The following is a 20,169-nucleotide window of genomic DNA, read 5'->3' as shown; positions in this document are numbered from 1 at the left end:
GTATGAAACCGAGCGGGGACCGGCGGAACACAATTGCCTGAACCTGACGGTGCGGGACATTCAAAAATCTGTGTGGCCCTGAAGGGCACTTTAGTCGGATAAGTTATTCTTGTTGTTTCAGAAACCTGAAGTTGCTCTCTGAGTTGGAAAGGGTCGCAGATGCGTTTTCTGGGGTGTCGTGGCGGGTAATCCCGCGCCTCCTGCCATGGGTTCAACTATGAACGCGCGAGGGCAATGAAGTAGGATTTCCATGTTCGCCATTGGTGATCTAACAACAAGCTGTCGGCTTTTTTTCTAGGACTTTGGTCAACGTAAGAGCGATATTTTGTAGGCTAGTTGGGTCAAATTTTAACTTCGGCACGAATGAAGAGCTCTTCCAAAATAGCGTGGACATTGTCCCGCAGGATATCGGGTTTCACGGCCACTGATGTTCCCATCAACTTTCCACTGACAAGCCTCTTGGGGCTAAACATTTTCATAAGATAGTGTGGTTGCCCCATATCTCATCAGAGGATCTACAAACTTGGCGATACATGTATTTTACCCCTCGCGCTCGGAAGCAAGCTTTGTTATTGACCGCTTCAATCCAGCGCTGCGGCGCTGAGTTGCGGGTGTGGCGAAATTGGTAGACGCACCAGATTTAGGTTCTGGCGCCGCAAGGCGTGGGGGTTCAAGTCCCTCCACCCGCACCATTTTAATAACAAAAGGAAACTTTAAGTCTGTGCAGTCATTTTTCTGGACGTGCATTTTAGAGTTTCCCACTATGTTTTCCAGATTCATGTTCCGGTCCCGTTCTGTTCCAGACCTATTTACGGCGTCTCTGTGCTCGCTTCGTTAGCTGTTTCTGGTTGGCCTGATTCCGGTACTTCCTGACCATCTCAAGCGTCTTGTGGCCGGTGACCGCCTGGATTTCACTGTCACTGCATCCAGCTTCCGCCAAAGATACAGCCGCGTTATAGCGCCATCCGTGGATGACATAATCCTCTACCTGAACGTCCTTGTGGCGGCGAACATCAAGAACCCGCTGCTGGATTGTTTTCTTGGCGATCCCCTGCTTCAAGTTCTTCGCCATCATAAACCTTCCATTGCGGCTCAGTCCGTCAAGATATCGGCTTAGGAATTCGGGGCAGGCAACCCAACAATCGTCAATGCCATAAGTTTGCAGCAGAGCCCAGTAGCTTTTGCACTTGGGGGTTAGTTCCCCCGAGTGACATTCATAAGCGTTGCCAATTTGATCACAGGTGAAGCCATTTGTGGCCATTCTAGTCGATCCATTCAGGTTTCACCTTGGATTCAAAGATAAGTATCATTCTCCGAACCCCTCAAGATCGTAGAAATGTGCGGCGGTTTCTCTGAAAACCGCCGATTGTGCTTCAGCCGGTACCAGATCACGGTAAGCCTGTACCAGCGATGCGTAATTGTCATAGAGTTTGTCGACCGGGAAGTTTGAGCCAAACATGACCCTCTTGGGTCCGAATTGTTCAAGGCAAATCTCCACGATCGGGCGAATGCTGTCAGGCGTCCAGTTGTGATCGAACATACCCAGACCAGACAGTTTGCACGAGACATGCGGTAGATCGGATAGCGCGCGCAGTCTCTGAGCCCAGTCGTTCAGGCCCGCCGGGCTGCGGTCATGCGGTGATCCGGCATGGCACAAGGCGACCCTTGTATCCGGCGCTTGCGCGAGAATTCGGGCAGTTTTCTCGATCAGTTCGGGAATGAGCTGCAGATCAAAGCTGAGACCGCGCCGACCAGTTTCCCGTAAGCCGGTCAGGAAACGCGGATCACCCAGCAGAGAATTTGTGCCCGTCTGCGCGTCCTCTCCGGGTGCGCGCCCGACGATCTGGCGCACACCGCGTACAGTTGGAAGGGCCTGAAACGTATCAAGCTGGGCGGGTAGGTCAGCCGAGGTCAGGTCACAGAACACAACCTGCGCCATTGGCCAGTCTGGATTGGTATCGGCGACAGCTTGAACCCACCGGGCTTCGTCCAGACCGTTTTTGGCTCCCACCTGGATATGGATCGAGGCACCGACTCCGCAGGGCGCGGCTTCGGACCGGAACTCGCGCAGCAGGTAATTCCGTTGAATCGGCGTCGGGTCGCCAAAGAACCTTTCCAACCCGCGCGCCATCAGCCAGGGGTAGTTCACGGCTTCAAGGTCCCAAAGGTGGTGATGGGCGTCGATCCAGCCGGTCATGTTCGCGGTACTTTCGCCATGCGCCCCAATATATCGACACCCTGTTGTTTCCAGAAATGCAGCAGATCGATGAAAACCCAGTTCTCGGCCAGCTTGTCACCCTCGCGACGATAGATGTCGATCACGCGGAATTCACTGGCCTTGTCGGTGGCGGGCATACCCATGAACCCGCCGGTGGGCCGCGCCGTGAAATTCGGCCAGCCGAAAAAGCCACCATAGTGACCCTCAGCCAAGCGGCAAATGTGCTTGGTCTTCGAACGGTCCGTTAAGGATGTGCGGAACGGGCCTGAGTGCTGCTTTGCATAACGCTCAATCGTATAGGTCGCGCCGATCCCGGCGGGTCCCCACCAGATCATGTCTTCGCTCCATGTCTGGCGCAATTCTTCCTCAAGGCTCAGGCCGCTGTTCCATTGGCCGAGATCGGAAATCATAGCGTTGATCGTGCCGAGAGTTTTCTCGCCTTCTTCGGCAGGCTGCGGGTCGAACATCAACCCGTCATGCGTCATCGGTCCGGGTTGCACCAGGTGGGCTGCGGTTTGGGGTGGGAAGGGCTGCAACCCGACTTGCATCATGAAATGCGGGATGTCGAAATACATCGCCGTCTCGGCGATCTTCCCATTCTCGATCCTGTTGAACTCACAATAGCGCAAAAACGCCATCTTGCCTGTGGGGGCGATGCCCAGCCACGCATTATCGAACAGGCCCATCAGGTGCCCCATTGAAACAACCCAGACCGAGGTGAATCCGTCCATCTCGTTTTTTCCGGCCATGAACACGTCCATCCGGCGCTGCATATTCCCTAGGCTTTGCTTCAGGGGACGCCAGAATGCCTGCGCTACGTCATGGGTGCCCCGAAGCTCATCAAACGGGTGGAAACCGCGCCAGAGGTAGTCTTCTGCGCAGAACTCAGACAACGTGTTAGCGATATCCGATTCTTTTACGCTGCTGAGCGCCGAGTAGTAATCCAAGATGATCGTTTTTTGGATTTCATAGGACATTATTACTTTCTTTCAGTTCTTTGGTCGCTGTCATGGGGCGAATTGCGAAGAAGATGAAGTCGACGTTTGCACACGCATGCAAAAAAAGCTTGCCAGATGTTTCTTTTGTTGTCTATGGTTTTGCAAGCGTATGCACGATGCGTGCGGCAGGGAGGACAGAATGGCCGAAATTCAACTTCGCAATGTTGGAAAGCGTTGGGGATCGTTTGTTGGAGTTGACAATTTTGACCTGACAATAGCCGACAAGGAATTTCTGGTGCTTCTTGGGCCGTCAGGTTGCGGAAAGACCACGACAATGCGCATGATTGCTGGTCTCGAGGACGCGTCTGAGGGGGATATCCTGATCGATGGCGCGCGAGTAAATGACATGGAGCCCAAAGACCGCGATGTCGCGATGGTGTTCCAGTCATACGCGCTCTATCCGAATATGAATGTATATGAGAACATTCGCTTCCCGCTGAAAGTTCGCGGTATTGACCCTGCTACCCATGACGAAAAAGTGCGGCGCGCTTCGGCGATGGTCGAGCTGGATGACTTCCTGCACCGCAAACCGGCGGAACTGTCTGGCGGTCAGCGTCAGAGGGTTGCCCTGGCTCGTGCCATTGTGCGCGAGCCGAACGTGTTTCTGATGGACGAGCCACTATCCAACCTTGACGCAAAACTGCGCGTTTCCACCCGCGCGCAGATCAAGAACCTGAGCCACGAATTGGCGGTCACCACGATCTATGTGACCCACGACCAGATCGAGGCAATGACCTTGGCTGATCGGGTGGTGATCATGAAACAAGGTGTGGTTCAGCAGGTTGGCTCCCCAACCGATATTTACGATGAACCTGCAAATACATTTGTGGCCAGCTTCATCGGCAACCCGGCAATGAACCTTGTCGATGGCGAGGTTCAGGGTGGCGTGTTCAGCGCCCAAAGCACAGAGGTGCACGGGTTGAACGCGCCGGACGGTCCTATCACGCTGGGGTTTCGCGCCGAGGACGCAAATGTTGTGGAAAGTGGCGGCGAGATCAACGCGCCGATCTATACGCAAGAGCTGTTGGGCGACAGCACCATGGTTTCGGTTCGGATCGGTGGTGCGCTGGTCTCGGTCAAGGCCGACAAAACCTATCGGGCCGAAATCGACGATCAGGTCTCGATTCATATCCATACCGATCACTGCCATCTGTTTGATGCGAAAACCGGGGCTCGCCTGGAGGGCTGAGAACCGCAAACGACACCCGTTGGGACGGGGTAAGCAGGGTGCAGACTTCGAAGATGCACCCATCCATCTAGGGAGGAATATTGATGTTTCTGAAGAATATTGCACTGGTCGGCTCTGTAGCCGCCTTTGCCGCAAGCGCGGGATACGCCTGCGAAATCGGCGCACGTGTCAACATAGTCGGCAATGAATTTGCGGCCATTCAGGCCGTCGCAGCCGGAGCGAAGGAATGCACCGGGGCGTCGGTAGAATCCAACCTGACATCCGAGCACCAGACCATCAACGTGGCTGGCCTGTCGGGCAATCCGTCGGAATACACGACCGCAATCATCGCCAATAGTTCGGTTGTGGCACTGATGAACGAAGACGTTATTCGTCCGCTCAATGACCTGGTGGAAAAGTATGGTCAGGACCTGCAGCCTGGGCAGCTGATCAAGATTGGCGACAACATCATGGCTATCGCCTTCATGGCGAACGCGCAGCATCTGATGTACCGCAAGGACATCCTTGAGCAAGCCGGTGTGGAAGTCCCGACTACCTATGAGGAAATGCTCGAGGTGGCCGAGGCCATTCGTACGCAGGGCATCATGCAAAACCCGGTTGGTGGAGCCTATGCATCGGGTTGGAACCTGGCGCAGGAATTCAACAATATGTTCCTTGGTTATGGCGGCAGCCATTTTAAACCCGGTACGGCCGAACCCAACGTGAATTCTGAGGCTGGTGTCAACGCCCTGAATATGATGAAGGCTTTGTCGGAATACATGAATCCCGACTTCCTGACTCATGACTCCAATGCCACAAATGCCGAATACCGTGCTGGCAACGTTGCAATTATGAATATGTGGGGCTCGCGCGCTTCGCAGCAAACCACCACCGAAGGTGTGTTGCAGGAGGTAATCGACGGCCATGCGATTGGCGCGCCGCTTACAGTTGGTGGCGGAGATATCCCTGCAACGACCCTGTGGTGGGACGGTTGGACTGTCGGAAAGAACATCTCAGATGAAGAGGCCGAGGCCACCTTCATCGCAATGAAACATGGCATCCGTCCTGACATGCTGAACGATGAAACCACGCCGTTGGCGGTCTGGCTGATTGAAGGCTACCAGCCGGGAAAAGATGCCGAGGGCGTGTTTGCTGCGGCCAAAATGGGCACGCCACCGTATCCGATGTTGCCGTACATGGGGCTCATGCACAGCGCACTTGGCAACGAACTTGCTGATTTCATGCAGGGCAAGGAAAGCGCTGAACAGGCACTTGCAGATGTCGAGGCCGCCTATCGTGCCGCCGCCATCGAGCAAGGCTATCTGCAATAAGAAGCCCATTGCGCGGGTGCCTTTGATACCCACCCGCGCAATCCTACTCACGCGAGGATTGCAACATGCGCCATAAGACATTCCTTTGGTTCTTCCTGCCCACAGGACTCGCGATGCTGCTGTTCATTGCAATGCCAATTGTCTCGGTGGTGACTCAATCGATCTTTGCGCCCCACCCGGCCGTTCTGTTAGAGGTCGAAAACTGCACCCCGCTTATCGGATGCACAACTGAGACCACTGTTGATCAAGAGGCCACCGCGGCGCTTCGCGCCGAGAAACCTCTGGGCCGGTTTGTGGGATTGGACATTTACTTTAACCGAGGCCATCTGGCGATACAGGAAATTGGTCAAATCTGGGCCGCGAATGAAACATGGGGCGGCTTCTTCACCGAGCTTGGTAATCTGCCCTTCTACCGGGCGATGGCATTCACGCTGACCTTCGTTGCTGTCGTGACACCGCTCACAATTATTTTGGGGCTGGTGATTGCGCTGGCAGTAAACTCCCTGCACAGGCAACTCAAAGGTCTGATGATCTTTTTCTCTCTTCTGCCCATGATCGTGACCCCGCTGATCGGCTCGCTCATCCTGTTTTGGATGATTGACAGTCGCGGGGTGATCGGCAACGCCCTCGTATATCTGGCTGGAGATCCGGATTTCAGCCTGAAAGCATCAACAGGGCTGATGTGGGTAGCTCTGATGGTCTATGGTGTTTGGCACGCTGCGCCTTTTGCCTTTGTCGTGTTCTATGCTGGACTGCAAACGTTGCCCCAAGACCAGATAGAGGCCGCTCAGATCGACGGGGCCACGCGCTGGCAACAAGTTAAATTCGTGGTTGTTCCCCATCTCATGCCACTGGTCACATTTGTTGCGCTGATCCAGTTGATGGACAATTTCAAGGTGTTTGAACCTATCATCGGCTTCAGTGCACAAGCGCATGCGCAATCACTCAGCACCTTCATCTTCTACGATCTCGGTGGCGAGACTCGGCAACTGTCTTCCGCGGCCGCTACCTCTGTGATGACGATTTTCGGGGTCGCAATTCTTCTGTCGCCCGTGCTTGTCCGCACCTGGCGCGATTTCAAAGGAGCAAGATAATATGGCCAGCCGCGCGCAAAGAATGCCTACAAGCCTTCGGATCGCCTCATCCCTGTTTGTGCTCCTATGGTTTATCCTGGCCGCCTTTCCGTTCCTCTGGACAGTGTGGGGGTCATTCAAGGTCGAGCTGGATTTCTTTTCGATCGCTGACTGGACCAACGCCCTGACTGGTGCCCGAACCGAAGCGGTTTATGGCTCGCCGTTCACCACCACCGGATATGAGGGTGCTTGGATTCAGGAAGAGTTCTGGCGCAATGTTCTGAACACCGGGATCGTCTGTTTCTTTGTTGTTACCATCTCACTGACTATCGGGACGCTAGGAGGCTATGCCCTTTCGCGGTCTACTTACAACTACACATTCTGGCTGTTGATCACGGCGCTTATCTTCCGCGCGATGCCGCCAATCACTCTGGTCTCAGGTTATCTGTTACCCTTCTTTGAATGGAATGTTTGGGGAATTCTTCCAACCACCATTATCGTGCTTGTGGCGATCAACCAGCCGTTCACTCTTTGGATGTTGCATTCCTTCTTCAAGAACATCCCGAGCGAGTTGGATGAAAGTGCCAAGGTCGACGGATGCAATCAGTTTCAGGCTTTCCGACGTGTGATCATTCCGGTGATGTGGCCAGGCGTCATCACTACCGGGCTGTTCTCGTTCCTTCTGGCCTATAACGACTTTGCCGTCGGGGCGATGCTGCTGTCCGAAAGCAACCGCACCATGGTGCCTGCAATCGCCGCCTTCCTCGGTACAACACAAACCGAGGGCAACGTGATGTTCGCCGTTGCGGCGGTGGTTTCAGCCACAGTTCCACTGTTCATCCTGGTGATGTTCTTCCAACGCCAGATCGTCGGCGGCCTGACCGCCGGGGCTGTGAAAGGCTGACATAAATGGGGCGCACTCATCCTCAGTCCGTATCTGCCCATGCGCACGCAGCCAGCCTGAACTTGGCTGCGCGCCGGGCCCGACGGCCGGGACGAATTCCATTTGCCTTGATGCGCGCGGGTCCTCGTGCCTGCACACCGCCACAGCGAATAGGAAAACGTCCTAAAAAGGAAAGCGCCATGAACAAGCGCGCAAATCGCCCAGCGATGGGTATTGCCACCGGAACCACGTTTGAAAACAAACAGCTTTATCGTCAGTTTCTCGAAAGCTTTGATAAGGGCCTAGGCGAGACCATGCAGACGGCCGCCAGCGAGATTTTCGCCGCAACGGCCACTACCGAAGCGAGCCATCCGATCAATGTAGCCCCTGATGGCAACGGCTACGTCAGCTCTGTCATCTTGCCGATTTCAGAGGCGTTCGCGGGGCTCACCCGTCAGAACTATGTGGTCACGGGTGGCGAATACCTGGGAAGCGAGTGGGTCACCTCAACCGGGTATTTCCATGGTCATTTCAAGCGACCGCTTTGTGGTATTCCACCCAGTGGCAAACTGGCATTTCTGCGGTTTGGTGAATTCCACCGAATGGAAGATGGCAAGATCGTCGAATCCTATGTCTTCCTCGGTTTTGCAGAACTGATCATCGCACTCGGCCTCTGGCCTTTGAACCTACAGGGCTATGAAGGTGTCGTGCTGGGTCCGGCAACGCATGACGGTATCGTCATTGGGCCATCAGACCCAGCGCAGTCACGCTCCACAGCAGATCTGGTCGAGGACATGCTAATACAGCTGACGACTGAGGACCAAAGCTGGCGACCTTATTGGGATGACCGAATGGTGTGGTACGGTCCCGGCGGGTTGGGCTCTTATGCGACAGTGGACGCGTTTGCCGGTTTCCAGTCCCCTTTCGAAAACACGTTCGAGGGCTGGGGCGACGGCAAGGATGTAGGCGTCACCGGCGTTGGTTCGAATTGCAAGGCCGGGGATGGCGACTACGCGTTCCTGTGCGGCTGGCCGCAGATCACTGGCGTCCACGTCAAACCTTTCCTAAACCTAGAGCCAACGGGAAAGCGCGTTTTTATGCGTGACTGCGACTGGTGGCGCTGCGCAGACGGCAAGATCATCGAGAACTGGTGCATGCTCGATATTCCACATCTGCTGTTGCAACTGGGTTACGACCTTTTTGCCCAAATTTCTGAACAGACCCAATGAGCTGTTCCGCCAGACATAACGCCATTGCGCGCCACCCGGCGCTCAACCGGATGCCAAGGGATTTTCTGACGGCCGACCAACCGTCCCCGTCCAGACAGAAAACCCCTTGGTATCCATAAAAGGAAAAGACACATGAAGGGCTCCCGCCCCGAACAGGCCGTGCTGACACGTGACACGGACATGAGAAAAACCGACGAGACCCGCGCCGTGATCGAGGGGATGGTCGATGGTTTGAACGATCACCGCATCGACGATATCGGCGAATTCTTCGCAGAAGGGTTCCGCTGGATCGGCAACCGGGGCTGCGGCACCAAAACTGGGCTCAAGGAGTTTCAGGAAAACTGGCAACGCCCGTTTCAGGCGGCGTTCTCGGACAAGACCTGCATTGATGAGGCCCGACTGTACATGGGCGAGTGGGCTGCCGCTTTCGGCCGACAGGAGGCAACTCATTCGGGCGAGTTCCTCGGCATCGCGCCCACCGGCAAGCGGGTCGAGATCCGGTACATGGATTTCTGGAAAGTCGTCGACGGCAAGATCGTTGACAACTGGGTGAACGTCGATTTCGCCCATGTCGCCGCGCAGCTTGGCGTTGATCTGTTCAACGGCGAAGGCTGGGAAGCATTTGACCGGGGAGAAAAAACTCCACCCCGGCCCGAAAACTGAGGATAGAGACAATGGCTATTGAATACCTGAAACGCGGCAAACCTGAAGCTGACCGAGCGGAAGACGATGCCAAAACCCGAGCTGTTGTCGAGGCAACGCTGGCGGATATCGAAACCCGCGGCGATACTGCTGTGCGCGAATTGTCAGAGAAGTTCGACAATTACTCGCCGGAAAGCTTCCGCCTGAGCCAGAACCAGATCGACGAGTTGATCAACTCGCTGACTGAACGCGAACTGGCCGATATCAAATTCGCACAGAAGCAGGTGACGAACTTTGCGCAAGCACAACGCGACTCGATGCTGGATATCGAGGTTGAAACTCTGCCAGGAGTGATCCTTGGTCACAAGAACATCCCTGTGCAGTCTGTGGGGTGCTATGTCCCCGGCGGCAAATTCCCGATGGTGGCTTCGGCGCATATGTCAGTGGCAACTGCCAAGGTTGCCGGTGTTCCGCGCATCATCGCATGTACCCCTCCGTTTCACGGCAAACCCAATGCGGCCGTAATCGCAGCGATGCATCTAGGCGGCGCGCATGAGATCTATGTCATGGGCGGTATCCAGGCCATTGGTGCCATGGCGATAGGGACTGAGACCATTGATCCGATTCACATGCTGGTTGGTCCCGGCAACGCCTTTGTGGCCGAAGCCAAGCGCCAGCTGTTTGGCCGTGTCGGTATAGATCTTTTTGCGGGTCCGACCGAGACGATGGTCATCGCAGATGAAACTGCTGCGGACGCCGAACTTTGTGCGACCGATTTGCTGGGACAGGCCGAGCATGGCTATAACAGCCCCTGCGTTCTGGTCACCAACTCGTACAAGCTGGCCCAAGAAACACTGAGCGAGATCGACCGTATCCTCGGTATCCTACCCACCGCCGGCACTGCCAAGGTCAGTTGGGAGGAATACGGCGAGGTCATCGTCTGCGACACCTATGACGAGATGCTTCAAGTGGCCGATGACATCGCGTCCGAGCACGTTCAAGTCATGACAGATCGCGACGACTGGTTCCTGGAAAACATGACCTGTTATGGCGCGCTGTTCCTTGGTCCGCGCACCAACGTGGCCAACGGTGACAAGGTGATCGGAACCAATCATACACTGCCGACCAAGAAGGCCGGGCGCTATACCGGTGGGCTCTGGGTCGGCAAATTCATGAAAACGCATAGCTACCAGAAAGTCGTCACTGATGAGGCCGCGGCGATGATCGGCGAATACGGCTCGCGCCTGTGCATGCTGGAAGGGTTTGTCGGACATGCTGAACAATGCAACATCCGTGTCCGGCGTTATGGGGGCATCAACGTGCCCTATGGTGAAGGCGCATCATATCGCGAGACGGCCGATGCGACCTCGTAAGCGTGACGAACTTTGTGCAGGGATTCGACCGGGGCCCTACAGAATTTTTAAGATAAGAAGTTAAAATAATGCGAGATTTCGCAATGGATACTCACTCTACCCAAAAGGCCCTGATCGCGCCCCTGCGCGAGGCCATGAATAAATTCGACGAAGCCGGGGTACGAGCGGCGCTGGAGTCGGTGATCGCGCCCGATGCCGCCATCCACATGTTGTATCCATTCGGAGATCTGACCGGCCCGCAGGAACTCTATGACACCTGTTTTGCGCCACTTCTGAAATCCATGCCCGATCTTGAGCGTCGCGACTGGATCGTCATGGGTGGTCGGACAGAACAGGGTAACGACTGGGTTGGCTGCGGTGGCCACTACTTCGGCACCTTCGTCGCGCCCTGGCTGGACATCCCGCCGACGGGGCATCTGACCCATATGCGGTTCCACGAATTCTACCGTTTCGAAAAAGGCAAGGTTGTCGAGATCCAGACACTCTGGGACATTCCCGAAGTCATGATGCAGGCGAATGCCTGGCCAATGGCCCCGTCTCTGGGGCTGGAGTTCTGCATTCCCGGCCCGGCGACTCTGGATGGCGTTGTGTCCGGACCGTGGGATGAGGTGAAATCTCTGGCCTCGTGCAATCATATCGTCGACATGCTGAAACATCTTGAGAAACACCCCAGCCAGGGTGGGCCCGTAGTGATGGAGATGGAGCGGTTCTGGCATCCGCGCATGAACTGGTATGGCCCTGCAGGGATCGGGACAGCGCGCGGTATCGCGGGTTTCCGCAACTGGCACCAGATTCCCTTCCTCAACGGAATGCCCGATCGCGGCCAGCAAGCTGATGAGATCACCTTTCACTTTTTTGGTGATGGCGACTACGCCGCTGTGACCGGCTGGCCGAACATGATCCAGACCGTCACCCATGACGGCTGGATGGGGATTGCGCCTTCGGGCAAACGGATCACTTTGAAGTCACTTGATTTCTGGCGTCTGGAAGGTGGGCTGATCCGTGAGAATTGGGTGTTGGTCGATCTGCTGGACGTGTATCGGCAATTGGGCGTAGATGTTTTTGCCCGACTGCGTGAGTTCAATAAGGCACGTGTACCGGGCACCATCCCATTCCCGGTCGGCGAGGTCTGATATGCCCCATTTTCCCAGCACCCCCAGTTTCGACCTGAGCGGCAAGCGAGCTTTGGTCGCCGGAGCCTCGTCGGGGATAGGCATAGCCTGCGCTGTGGCGCTGGCGGAACATGGTGCTGAGGTCACTTTGGCGGCGCGCCGTGCTGGTGCGCTTCAGGATATTGCAAAAGATATGTCGGCGCAGGGATGGTCTGCCAGGGTTCTGGAGCTGGATGTTTCGGACGTGACAGCAACCGCTGAAGCAGTAGCGCAAAAAGGGCCGTTCGATATTCTGCTGAACTCAGCCGGGCTTGCCCGACACGGCAATGCCGTGGAAACACAGCCGGAAGATTTCGATGCGGTGATAAGCGTCAATGTCAAAGGGGCTTATTTCCTGACCCAGGCTGTTGCCAAAGGCCTACTCGACGCTGGCCGTCCCGGTTCGCTGATCAATATCTCTAGCCAGATGGGCCATGTTGGTGGTCGCGAACGCGCGGTTTATTGTGCGTCGAAATTCGCGGTCGAAGGCTTCACCAAGGCGATGGCGCTTGAGTTCGGACGTTCAAAGATCAGGGTTAACACGATTTGCCCCACCTTCATTCTGACGGATCTGACAAAGTCGACTTTCGACGACCCGGACAAGCGGGCCTGGATTCTGGACAAGATAAAACTGGGTCGCCCCGGAGAGATTGAGGACATCATGGGGGCGGTGGTTTATCTGGCCTCGGATGCGTCGGCGCTGGTGACGGGCACGGCATTGATGGTTGACGGAGGTTGGACGGCAGACTGATGGCGACACAAAAGGTTACATCACTGGAAGTTGCCCGTCTTGCCGGGGTCAGCCAATCTGCGGTCAGCCGTGTGTTCACCCCCGGCGCGTCTGCGTCTAAAAAAACCGTTGAAAAGGTGCGCAAGGCGGCCAAGGAACTGGGCTATCGCCCGAACGTTCTGGCCCGCGCTGTAGTGTCCGGGAAAAGCCGGATAATCGGGCTTGTCGTGGCCTATCTGAACAACCAGTTCTATCCCGAGGCACTGGAAAAGCTGACAAACACATTGCAGGAACGTGGATACCACGTGCTGATATTCATGGCCTCGCATGAGTCTGGAAACATCGACAATGTTGTCGAAGAAATACTCGACTTTCAGGTCGAAGGGATCATCGCCGCTTCGGTGGCTTTGTCCTCGGATTTGTCCGACCGCTGCCGAACGGCCGGTATACCGATGGTATTGTTCAATCGGGCACAAGACGACACGGCAATGTCGTCAGTTACATCCGACAACGTTGCCGGTGGTCGAAAGGCTGCCGAGTTCCTGTTGGCAGCTGGGCACCAAAAGATCGGATATATCGCCGGGTGGGAAGGAGCTTCGACCCAACGTGACCGCGAAACAGGGTTTGTTGCCGCCTTGCAGAAAGCCGGGGTTACGCTGCACGCTCGCGAAGTAGGAAATTTTTCGACGGAAGAAGCCCGGCAAGCCACGCTGCGGATGTTCGAAGCCGATCCGCCTGATGCGGTGTTTGTCGCCAACGATCACATGGCCGTTTCCGTTATGGACACGCTGCGGTTTGAGTTGGGACTGAATGTTCCAGGCGACGTTTCGGTCATCGGGTATGACGATGTCACTGTCGCCTCATGGCCAGCATACAACCTGACCACCATTCGACAGCCCGCCAATCGCATGGTCACCGAAACTGTCGATATTCTGCTCGGCAAGATCGAGGACCCCGATGCCGGTCCTCGTCGGGTCGAGATTGACGGACCGCTAATTGTGCGCGGCTCCGCCCGCATACCTGAAGGATGGAAGACATGAAGGGATTTGATCCCAAGTTCAAAGATTTCCCCGATTACATAATCGGGATTACCAAAGAAATCTGGGAAGATCGTGGCATTGCCACGCTGCACGACTATTACGCCCCGGACATCGTCGTGCGGTCACCTGGGTCGGTGGTTGTCGGAAACCAGAATGTCATTGCTGCCACTATGGCAACTCTGGCAGAATTCCCTGATCGAACGCTGTTGGGTGAGGATGTAATCTGGTCGGGAACGCCGGAAGAGGGCATGCTGTCGTCGCATCGCCTTTTGTCCACAGCGACCCATCTGGGTGACGGTGTGTATGGCAAGGCGACCGGCAAGAAACTGGTCTACCGCATTTTGGCCGACTGCCACGCCATCAACAACCAGATCAACGATGAGTGGCTTATCCGCGACCAGAGCGCGATCGTGCAGCAGATGGGCTGGGACCCCAAGGAATACGCCCGCGATCTGATCGCGCGCGAGGGTGGGCCAGACGCCTGCGTGCAACCCCTCACGCCCGCGATTGATCGGTCCGGCCCCTATAAAGGCCGTGGCAATGACAATGAATGGGGCCAGAAATACGCGGATATCCTGACCCGGATCATGAATGCCGATATGACGGTGATCGAGGCTGAATACGACCGCGCTGTTCTGTCAGAATATCCCGGCGGCAAGACCGGCCACAGTTGGGGGCCGGTTGATCGGTTCTGGATGGGCCTGCGCGCAGCGTTCCCAGGTGCCGAATTCAAGATTCACCACCAGATCGGCCGTGACGACCCGATGATGTCGCCGCGCGCCGCGATCCGCTGGTCTTTGCATGGCACACATGACGGCTGGGGCGTGTTCGGCGTGCCCACAGGGGCCGAGGTCTTTGTGCTGGGCATCAGCCAGGCCGAGTTCGGTCCATGGGGTCTGCGCAAGGAATACACCTTGTTTGACGAAACCTCGATCTGGAAACAGATTCTACTGAAAACCGGCGATCTCTAGAATGTCGCACCGTATCTCAAATCTGGATGCCGGGCAGGCGTTGCGGCGGTACCACGCCCATCGCGCCAGCCTGCGCGCCCGGCGACTGAACAATCGTCCGCCGGGTGGTTTGGTTTGATCCGATCAAACCCAAATCAATAGGAGAAAAGATATGAGTACCATCGAAAGCCGCATCGTCCGTTATGGCGAACTGAAGCCTTGTAAAACCGCGTTCATCGACGCGCACACGCCGGGCTCGGACCAGAAGGAGAACTTTACAATCATTGGCGGCGGGGTCAGCGAAAGCCCGGATCAGCACGTCCACATCACCGACAAGATCGGGTTCAACATCGGTGCAGCGGGGCAACCGCCGAAATGCCGCAACTCGCTGCACAGCCACACCACCGCCGAGGTGTTCTTTGTTGCCAAAGGTCGATGGCGGTTCTTCTGGGGTCGTTATGGTACGGCAGGCGAGTTCATCGCTGAAGAAGGTGACATCTTCAACATCCCAACCGGGATTTTCCGCGGTTTCGAGAATGTCGGCCAGGACTATGGCATGATCATGTCGATGCTGGGTGGCGACGATGCCGGTGGCGGCGTGACCTGGGCTCCGCAAGTCATTCAGGATGCGCAGGCCCATGGCCTGATGTTGGGCAATAACGGCGTCCTGTACGACAGCAAAAAGGGCGAAGAACTGCCGGACAATGTGCAGCCGATGCCGCTACTGACCGAGGAAGAACTGAAAGCCTTCCCCGAGGTTCCCGTTGATGCGGTGATCGGCAAATACGTCGCTCGCTACTGGGACCTGATGGCGCTGGCAGCGGACAAACCTGCGGTTGTGATCGGTGAAAATGGTCTGATCAAAGACAAGCCCGGTTTCGAGGTTGATTTTATGACGCGCGGTTCGGCTGTGGCTGAACTGGTCAATGCGGACAAACCCGTGGTTCTGATGCCGGCGAGCGGCCATTGGCGTATCAAGATCAATGAGGTCGAGGTTACCCTGTCCAACGGCGATACCGCTCTGGTTCTGCCCGGTGAAAGCTACAGCGCCGAACCGTCTATGACCGGGCAAGCGGGTCTGTACCGTATCACCGCAACCGACGACCCTGCTGGGACGACTTGGACAGGAGCATAACGCCGAAATTACACGTCCCGGTTTCAATCGGGGCGCGCGCAGCACATCCATCGCCGGCTTTCCGGCCCGGCGATGGACCTAGATTTGAATGGAGATCCTAACATGACCCGCGTTTCAACCACCCATGTGGGAAGTCTGCCACGAAATCAGGAGGTCGTTGACTTCATCTTCGCTCGCGAGCGAGAGGAACCGTTCGATCAGGCCGCATTTGACGCCTGCATGACCGCGGCCGTGTCCGAGACCGTGCGGAAACAAGTCAAGGCTGGGGTAGATATCGTCTCGGACGGTGAGACCTCAAAGATCTCTTACGCCACTTACGTCAAGGACCGCTATACCGGCTTTGCGGGTGACAGCCCGCGCAATGCGCCCGCAGACCTCAAGATGTTTCCCGGTTTTCTGAAACGTCTGGCGGATGATGGCGGCACGCCCCAATATGCGCGACCCATGTGCGTTGGCGAGGTGCGCTCAAAAGGGCAAGGTGAGCTGCAGAAGGACATCGACAACCTCAAGGCTGCCATGGTCGAACACGGGGTCGGGCGCGGTTTTATGAACGCAGCCAGCCCTGGGGTGATTTCTCTGTTTCTGCTGAATGACTTCTATCCGACGCGCGAGGCCTATCTGGCCGCGCTGGCTGACGCGATGAAGGAAGAATATGAAGCCATCGTTGGTGCGGGTCTGGATTTACAGCTGGATTGCCCGGATCTGGCCCTGTCGCGCCATATGCTGTTCACCGATCTGTCCGACGACGAGTTCGTGAAAATCGCCAACATGCATGTTGAGGCATTGAACCACGCATTGCAAAATGTCCCGGCTGACAAAGTGCGTGTCCATATTTGCTGGGGCAATTACGAGGGGCCACATTGCTGCGACATCGGCATGGACAAGGTGTTTTCGACGCTAATGTCGACCAAATCGCGCTACGTGCTTTTTGAAACCTCTAACCCGCGACACGCGCATGAATGGATGGTGTTCCGTGACCGCAAGGGTGAAATTCCGGGTGACAAGGTTCTTGTGCCCGGTGTGGTGGACACCACGACGAATTTTGTCGAACACCCGGAACTGATTGCTCAGCGTACCGAGCGGTTTACGAACATAGTTGGAAATGAGCGTGTAATCGCCGGATCAGATTGCGGCTTTGGCACCTTTGCGGGCTTTGGTGCGGTAGATCCGGATATCGCCTACGCCAAGCTGGGCGCGCTTGCCGAAGGGGCTGCCTTGGTCAAATGACGCCACTTATCCTCCTGCCCGGAATGATGTGCGATGCGCGGTTGTTCGCTCCGCAGATTGACGCTTTGTCAGGCAAATACCCGATCCTGTGCGCACCAATCGGAGGCCATGAAACGATGCGGGCGCTGGCCACCGATGTGTTAGCCTATGCGCCCGAACGCTTTGCTCTGGCGGGACTCTCGATGGGCGGTATCGTGGCGATGGAAATTCTGCGGCAGACCCCGGACCGTGTGGCTGGTCTGGCGTTGATGGACACGAATCCGCTTGCTGAACTGGACGAGGTCAAAGCCAGGCGCGGCCCTCAGATCGATGCGGTCGGACGTGGCAACCTGCGCAAAGTCATGGCCGAAGAGATGAAACCGAACTACCTGGCGGACGGTCCGCGTCGCGCCGCCATTCTAGATTTGTGCATGGACATGGCCATGGATCTTGGGCCGGACGTTTTCGTCAATCAATCCAAAGCTCTGGGTGATCGCCCTGATCAGAGCAACACGCTGCGTAACTTCACCGGCGCAGCACTCATTCTCTGTGGGCGCGACGATGCCCTGTGCCCCGTCTCAAGGCATGAATTGATGCACGATCTGATGCCACAGAGCCGGTTGGAAATCATAGAAAACGCCGGCCACCTGCCGACACTGGAACAACCGCGACAAACAACGGCGGCTTTGATCCGCTGGCTGGAGATGATATGAACCAATCCTTGCTGGACCTGCTGAAAAAGGTCGACACGCCGACTGTTTGCAACGCCATCGAAGTGGCGAAGGGCAAGCGCGGATTCAATGAATTTACCCGGGGCACAATGTTGTGTTCTGATCCCGATGCGGGGGCGATGGTGGGATATGCCCGTACCGCGAAGATCGCTGCTGTGAGCCCGCCGTCAGAACCGCCTGGGGTGATCCGCCAACGTCGGATGGACTATTACAGGCATATGGCAAGTGGAAGTGACCCGGTTGTCACCGTGGTTGAGGATCTGGATTATCCAGATTGCATCGGCGCCTTTTGGGGCGAGATCAACACGACGGTCCACAAGGGCTTCGGCATCAGCGGCGCTCTGACCAACGGAGTAATGCGCGACCTGGGTGATCTACCCGGTAGCTTCCCAGTTGTTGCCGGGTCAATCGGGCCCAGTCACGGGTTCGTACACGTGCGCGAAATCGGCACCTCGGTTTCGATCTTTGGCCTGGAGATTCAGAACGGCGATCTTGTGCATGCGGACCGTCATGGTGCGCTGGTTATCCCGCCCGAAGTGATGGGCAAGCTTGAACAGGCGATCATCAAATTGCTTGAAACCGAAAAACTGATTCTGGATCCCGCCCGCGCAACTGGGTTCGATTTCGACGCATTTGAAAAAGCATGGGCAGCGTTTGAAGCCTCTCGGACTTAAACTTGCGATTTGTATTCCCCTATTGTCAGGACCCATTGATTTCCACGTGTCGGCGTGATTCACGGCTGGGCGTAGGTGACACTGATGAACACATCGTCAATCAGCTACAAGCGCCACCGGTTTCCGCCCCAGCTCATCGCGCACGCGGTGTGGCTGTACGTTCGCTTCAACTTGAGCCTGCGGGAAGTTGAAGAGATGCTGCTGCAGCGTGGGATCGATGCGTCTTACGAAACCGTCCGTCGCTGGGTCATCAAATTCGGACCGGCGGTAGCTCGAAATCTGCGGCAGAGACATGGCCGCCCAGGTGATGTCTGGCATCTGGATGAAGTTGCTGTGAGACTCGTGGGGCGCGAGTATTGGCTTTGGGGTGCGGTTGATCAGCATGGCGTCGTGCTGGAGGAAATCCTCCAACCCAGGCGGGACAAACGGGCGGCAAAACGGCTGTTGCGCGGCCTGATCAAGCGCCTTGGTTTCATTCCCAAGCGGATCATCACGAACAAGTTGCGGTCCTAAGGCACCGCCAAACGGGAAATCGCGCCGGGCTTGGATCGTTGGTCGCACAAGGGCCTCAACAATCGAGCTGAAAACAGCCCCCTCCCATTCCGAAAGCGAGAACGGACGATGCTAGGACACCGATCTTCAGGAGGTTTGCAGCGGTTCGTAACCACCCATCAGCCGTTAGAAATTGCTTCCGCGTCCCGGCACGTCGTCGCTCCGCACTAACAATCCGTTATCACCGCCTCGAGGCATTTGACGCCTGGAATGCTGCCACTCGAGCCGCTTGAATCCCGACCATCAGCATTCCCTGGTCGACCGGACGTTAACGTGACAACACCCGCGTACATCCTGACTCATAAACATCTCCTTTGTCCCCGAAATGGGAGGTCAAAGGAAATGTCCTGCGAGTAACGGCATATCTACAGGCGAGTCATTCTGCTCGCCAGATATGCACCCAAGCCACAACGGAAATGGCTAACCAGACACCCGTGCGCAAGGTCATCGCACCGACGGTGCGCATCTCATAGGCATTGCCTTGCAACACATGAGTGCCGAAGGCCAGAAAAACCAGAACGGTGGCAACCAGAATGCCTGTTGATATCCAGGCCGATAACCGGTGCCGTAGAAACAGTCCAAAGCCGGCCACGACATAGGCGAATCCTGCCAGAAAGTTGAACCACAGCACGAAGGGCACTGCATTACCAACGGCGGCGCGTGCTTCATCGCCACCAAACAAGGCCCGTCCGCCTGAGAAAACAGTCAACGCGCCGAACACTATTGCCACGCTCGCCGCTATGTTCTGGGCGCGGTTGCCAGTGGTTGCATTTTTCATGTCACGCCCCTTCCGCTCCATCAAGTCGGCCGTCGCGTAAGTGGAACAGCTTGTCGAACCTGTCGTAGATCTTTTCATCATGCGTCACCGCGATGATGCAGGCATCTTGCTCAGCTGCGAGCTTGCGCATCAGGTCCATCACGATCCCGGCCCTCTGGCTATCAAGCGCCGCAGTTGGTTCATCTGCCAGAATGATGCGAGGGCTGTTGGCAAGGGTGAGCCTCCCCCACTGAACTGGTCCGACGCTATGTTTAGGAAACGGAGGACTAAGAATGGCAAACAAGCGACCGAAGCCGGAAGAGATAGT

19 protein-coding genes, 1 tRNA gene and 2 pseudogenes are annotated in these 20,169 nt (G+C 56.3%); 17 read left to right on the top strand and 5 right to left on the bottom strand.

All coding sequences use genetic code 11. The annotated features are described in order from the left end of the window. Positions 1-607: 607 nt before the first annotated feature. Positions 608-692, top strand: a tRNA-Leu gene (locus ACR0LL_RS17995). Between the two features lie 113 nt (positions 693-805). On the opposite strand, the gene ACR0LL_RS17990 is transcribed toward ACR0LL_RS17995, so the two are convergent. From ACR0LL_RS17990 to ACR0LL_RS17980, 3 genes are read right to left on the bottom strand one after another with little or no spacing between them, the layout of a single operon-like run. Next, entirely contained in the window at positions 806-1,261 is a 456-nt protein-coding gene (locus tag ACR0LL_RS17990) for a tyrosine-type recombinase/integrase (protein ID WP_480588587.1), read from the bottom strand. A 45-nt stretch (positions 1,262-1,306) separates the two neighbouring features. After that, the gene (locus ACR0LL_RS17985; protein ID WP_480588586.1) at positions 1,307-2,197 is read right to left on the bottom strand and encodes an amidohydrolase family protein; all 891 of its coding nucleotides are present in this window, start codon (positions 2,195-2,197) and stop codon (positions 1,307-1,309) included. Then, on the bottom strand, positions 2,194-3,195 hold the full coding sequence (locus ACR0LL_RS17980; protein WP_480588584.1) for an ester cyclase: 1,002 nt from the start codon (positions 3,193-3,195) through the stop codon (positions 2,194-2,196). Before ACR0LL_RS17980 ends, ACR0LL_RS17985 begins: the two co-directional genes overlap by 4 nt. A 160-nt stretch (positions 3,196-3,355) precedes the next feature. Between ACR0LL_RS17980 and ACR0LL_RS17975 the strand changes: the two genes are divergently transcribed. The 16 genes and pseudogenes from ACR0LL_RS17975 (at position 3,356) to ACR0LL_RS17900 (ending at position 19,317) form a co-directional block, all read left to right on the top strand. Beyond that, a complete protein-coding gene (locus tag ACR0LL_RS17975) occupies positions 3,356-4,405 on the top strand; it encodes an ABC transporter ATP-binding protein (protein WP_480588582.1) in 1,050 nt (349 codons plus the stop codon). Positions 4,406-4,488: 83 nt separating this feature from the next. Beyond that, on the top strand, positions 4,489-5,715 hold the full coding sequence (locus ACR0LL_RS17970; protein ID WP_480588580.1) for an ABC transporter substrate-binding protein: 1,227 nt from the start codon (positions 4,489-4,491) through the stop codon (positions 5,713-5,715). A 65-nt stretch (positions 5,716-5,780) separates the two neighbouring features. After that, positions 5,781-6,809 (top strand): carbohydrate ABC transporter permease, encoded by a 1,029-nt coding sequence (locus ACR0LL_RS17965; protein ID WP_209599328.1) that lies wholly within the window; start codon positions 5,781-5,783, stop codon positions 6,807-6,809. 1 nt (position 6,810) lies between these two features. Then, complete coding sequence (locus ACR0LL_RS17960; RefSeq protein WP_209507350.1) at positions 6,811-7,692, top strand: carbohydrate ABC transporter permease; 882 nt, start codon at positions 6,811-6,813, stop codon at positions 7,690-7,692. Positions 7,693-7,871: 179 nt separating this feature from the next. Then, a complete protein-coding gene (locus ACR0LL_RS17955) occupies positions 7,872-8,900 on the top strand; it encodes an ester cyclase (RefSeq protein WP_480588578.1) in 1,029 nt (342 codons plus the stop codon). Between the two features lie 132 nt (positions 8,901-9,032). After that, positions 9,033-9,563 carry an ester cyclase gene (locus ACR0LL_RS17950; protein WP_209507348.1) on the top strand — a complete coding sequence of 177 codons (531 nt, stop codon included), beginning with the start codon at positions 9,033-9,035 and terminating at the stop codon, positions 9,561-9,563. 11 nt (positions 9,564-9,574) lie between these two features. Continuing rightward, on the top strand, positions 9,575-10,915 hold the full coding sequence (gene hisD, locus ACR0LL_RS17945) for a histidinol dehydrogenase (protein ID WP_480588576.1): 1,341 nt from the start codon (positions 9,575-9,577) through the stop codon (positions 10,913-10,915). 83 nt (positions 10,916-10,998) lie between these two features. After that, positions 10,999-12,048: an ester cyclase gene (locus tag ACR0LL_RS17940; protein ID WP_480588574.1), complete on the top strand. Its 1,050-nt coding sequence runs from the start codon at positions 10,999-11,001 to the stop codon at positions 12,046-12,048. Position 12,049: 1 nt separating this feature from the next. After that, positions 12,050-12,817, top strand: a complete 768-nt coding sequence (locus ACR0LL_RS17935; RefSeq protein ID WP_480588572.1) for an SDR family NAD(P)-dependent oxidoreductase — start codon at positions 12,050-12,052, stop codon at positions 12,815-12,817. Then, complete coding sequence (locus tag ACR0LL_RS17930; RefSeq protein WP_480588570.1) at positions 12,817-13,836, top strand: LacI family DNA-binding transcriptional regulator; 1,020 nt, start codon at positions 12,817-12,819, stop codon at positions 13,834-13,836. Before ACR0LL_RS17935 ends, ACR0LL_RS17930 begins: the two co-directional genes overlap by 1 nt. Then, the gene (locus ACR0LL_RS17925; protein WP_480588568.1) at positions 13,833-14,807 is read left to right on the top strand and encodes a nuclear transport factor 2 family protein; all 975 of its coding nucleotides are present in this window, start codon (positions 13,833-13,835) and stop codon (positions 14,805-14,807) included. Before ACR0LL_RS17930 ends, ACR0LL_RS17925 begins: the two co-directional genes overlap by 4 nt. 151 nt (positions 14,808-14,958) lie before the next feature. Further along, positions 14,959-15,921: a cupin domain-containing protein gene (locus ACR0LL_RS17920; RefSeq protein WP_480588566.1), complete on the top strand. Its 963-nt coding sequence runs from the start codon at positions 14,959-14,961 to the stop codon at positions 15,919-15,921. Between the two features lie 102 nt (positions 15,922-16,023). Further along, complete coding sequence (locus tag ACR0LL_RS17915) at positions 16,024-17,148, top strand: cobalamin-independent methionine synthase II family protein (protein WP_480588564.1); 1,125 nt, start codon at positions 16,024-16,026, stop codon at positions 17,146-17,148. Continuing rightward, positions 17,145-17,840: an alpha/beta fold hydrolase gene (locus ACR0LL_RS17910; protein WP_480588562.1), complete on the top strand. Its 696-nt coding sequence runs from the start codon at positions 17,145-17,147 to the stop codon at positions 17,838-17,840. Before ACR0LL_RS17915 ends, ACR0LL_RS17910 begins: the two co-directional genes overlap by 4 nt. Beyond that, complete coding sequence (locus tag ACR0LL_RS17905; protein WP_480588560.1) at positions 17,837-18,532, top strand: RraA family protein; 696 nt, start codon at positions 17,837-17,839, stop codon at positions 18,530-18,532. Before ACR0LL_RS17910 ends, ACR0LL_RS17905 begins: the two co-directional genes overlap by 4 nt. A gap of 84 nt (positions 18,533-18,616) precedes the next feature. Beyond that, a pseudogene (locus ACR0LL_RS17900) lies at positions 18,617-19,317 on the top strand (IS6 family transposase). A 143-nt stretch (positions 19,318-19,460) separates the two neighbouring features. Here the strand turns inward: ACR0LL_RS17900 and ACR0LL_RS17895 are convergent. Continuing rightward, on the bottom strand, positions 19,461-19,862 hold the full coding sequence (locus ACR0LL_RS17895; protein WP_480588558.1) for a hypothetical protein: 402 nt from the start codon (positions 19,860-19,862) through the stop codon (positions 19,461-19,463). A gap of 1 nt (position 19,863) precedes the next feature. Next, positions 19,864-20,169: pseudogene (locus tag ACR0LL_RS17890) on the bottom strand (hypothetical protein); the annotation flags it as partial.

It is taken from the genome of Ruegeria sp. AI2 (genome assembly GCF_056541275.1).
The sequence above is the reverse complement of the archived record's forward strand: the minus strand, read 5'-3'. Positions and strand labels throughout refer to the sequence as shown.

Coding starts and splice junctions, on each gene's coding strand:
- ACR0LL_RS17990 (WP_480588587.1), bottom strand. CDS start 1,261: ATGGCCACAAATGGCTTCACCTGTGATCAAATTGGCAACGCTTATGAA.
- ACR0LL_RS17985 (WP_480588586.1), bottom strand. CDS start 2,197: ATGACCGGCTGGATCGACGCCCATCACCACCTTTGGGACCTTGAAGCC.
- ACR0LL_RS17980 (WP_480588584.1), bottom strand. CDS start 3,195: ATGTCCTATGAAATCCAAAAAACGATCATCTTGGATTACTACTCGGCG.
- ACR0LL_RS17975 (WP_480588582.1), top strand. CDS start 3,356: ATGGCCGAAATTCAACTTCGCAATGTTGGAAAGCGTTGGGGATCGTTT.
- ACR0LL_RS17970 (WP_480588580.1), top strand. CDS start 4,489: ATGTTTCTGAAGAATATTGCACTGGTCGGCTCTGTAGCCGCCTTTGCC.
- ACR0LL_RS17965 (WP_209599328.1), top strand. CDS start 5,781: ATGCGCCATAAGACATTCCTTTGGTTCTTCCTGCCCACAGGACTCGCG.
- ACR0LL_RS17960 (WP_209507350.1), top strand. CDS start 6,811: ATGGCCAGCCGCGCGCAAAGAATGCCTACAAGCCTTCGGATCGCCTCA.
- ACR0LL_RS17955 (WP_480588578.1), top strand. CDS start 7,872: ATGAACAAGCGCGCAAATCGCCCAGCGATGGGTATTGCCACCGGAACC.
- ACR0LL_RS17950 (WP_209507348.1), top strand. CDS start 9,033: ATGAAGGGCTCCCGCCCCGAACAGGCCGTGCTGACACGTGACACGGAC.
- hisD (WP_480588576.1), top strand. CDS start 9,575: ATGGCTATTGAATACCTGAAACGCGGCAAACCTGAAGCTGACCGAGCG.
- ACR0LL_RS17940 (WP_480588574.1), top strand. CDS start 10,999: ATGGATACTCACTCTACCCAAAAGGCCCTGATCGCGCCCCTGCGCGAG.
- ACR0LL_RS17935 (WP_480588572.1), top strand. CDS start 12,050: ATGCCCCATTTTCCCAGCACCCCCAGTTTCGACCTGAGCGGCAAGCGA.
- ACR0LL_RS17930 (WP_480588570.1), top strand. CDS start 12,817: ATGGCGACACAAAAGGTTACATCACTGGAAGTTGCCCGTCTTGCCGGG.
- ACR0LL_RS17925 (WP_480588568.1), top strand. CDS start 13,833: ATGAAGGGATTTGATCCCAAGTTCAAAGATTTCCCCGATTACATAATC.
- ACR0LL_RS17920 (WP_480588566.1), top strand. CDS start 14,959: ATGAGTACCATCGAAAGCCGCATCGTCCGTTATGGCGAACTGAAGCCT.
- ACR0LL_RS17915 (WP_480588564.1), top strand. CDS start 16,024: ATGACCCGCGTTTCAACCACCCATGTGGGAAGTCTGCCACGAAATCAG.
- ACR0LL_RS17910 (WP_480588562.1), top strand. CDS start 17,145: ATGACGCCACTTATCCTCCTGCCCGGAATGATGTGCGATGCGCGGTTG.
- ACR0LL_RS17905 (WP_480588560.1), top strand. CDS start 17,837: ATGAACCAATCCTTGCTGGACCTGCTGAAAAAGGTCGACACGCCGACT.
- ACR0LL_RS17895 (WP_480588558.1), bottom strand. CDS start 19,862: ATGAAAAATGCAACCACTGGCAACCGCGCCCAGAACATAGCGGCGAGC.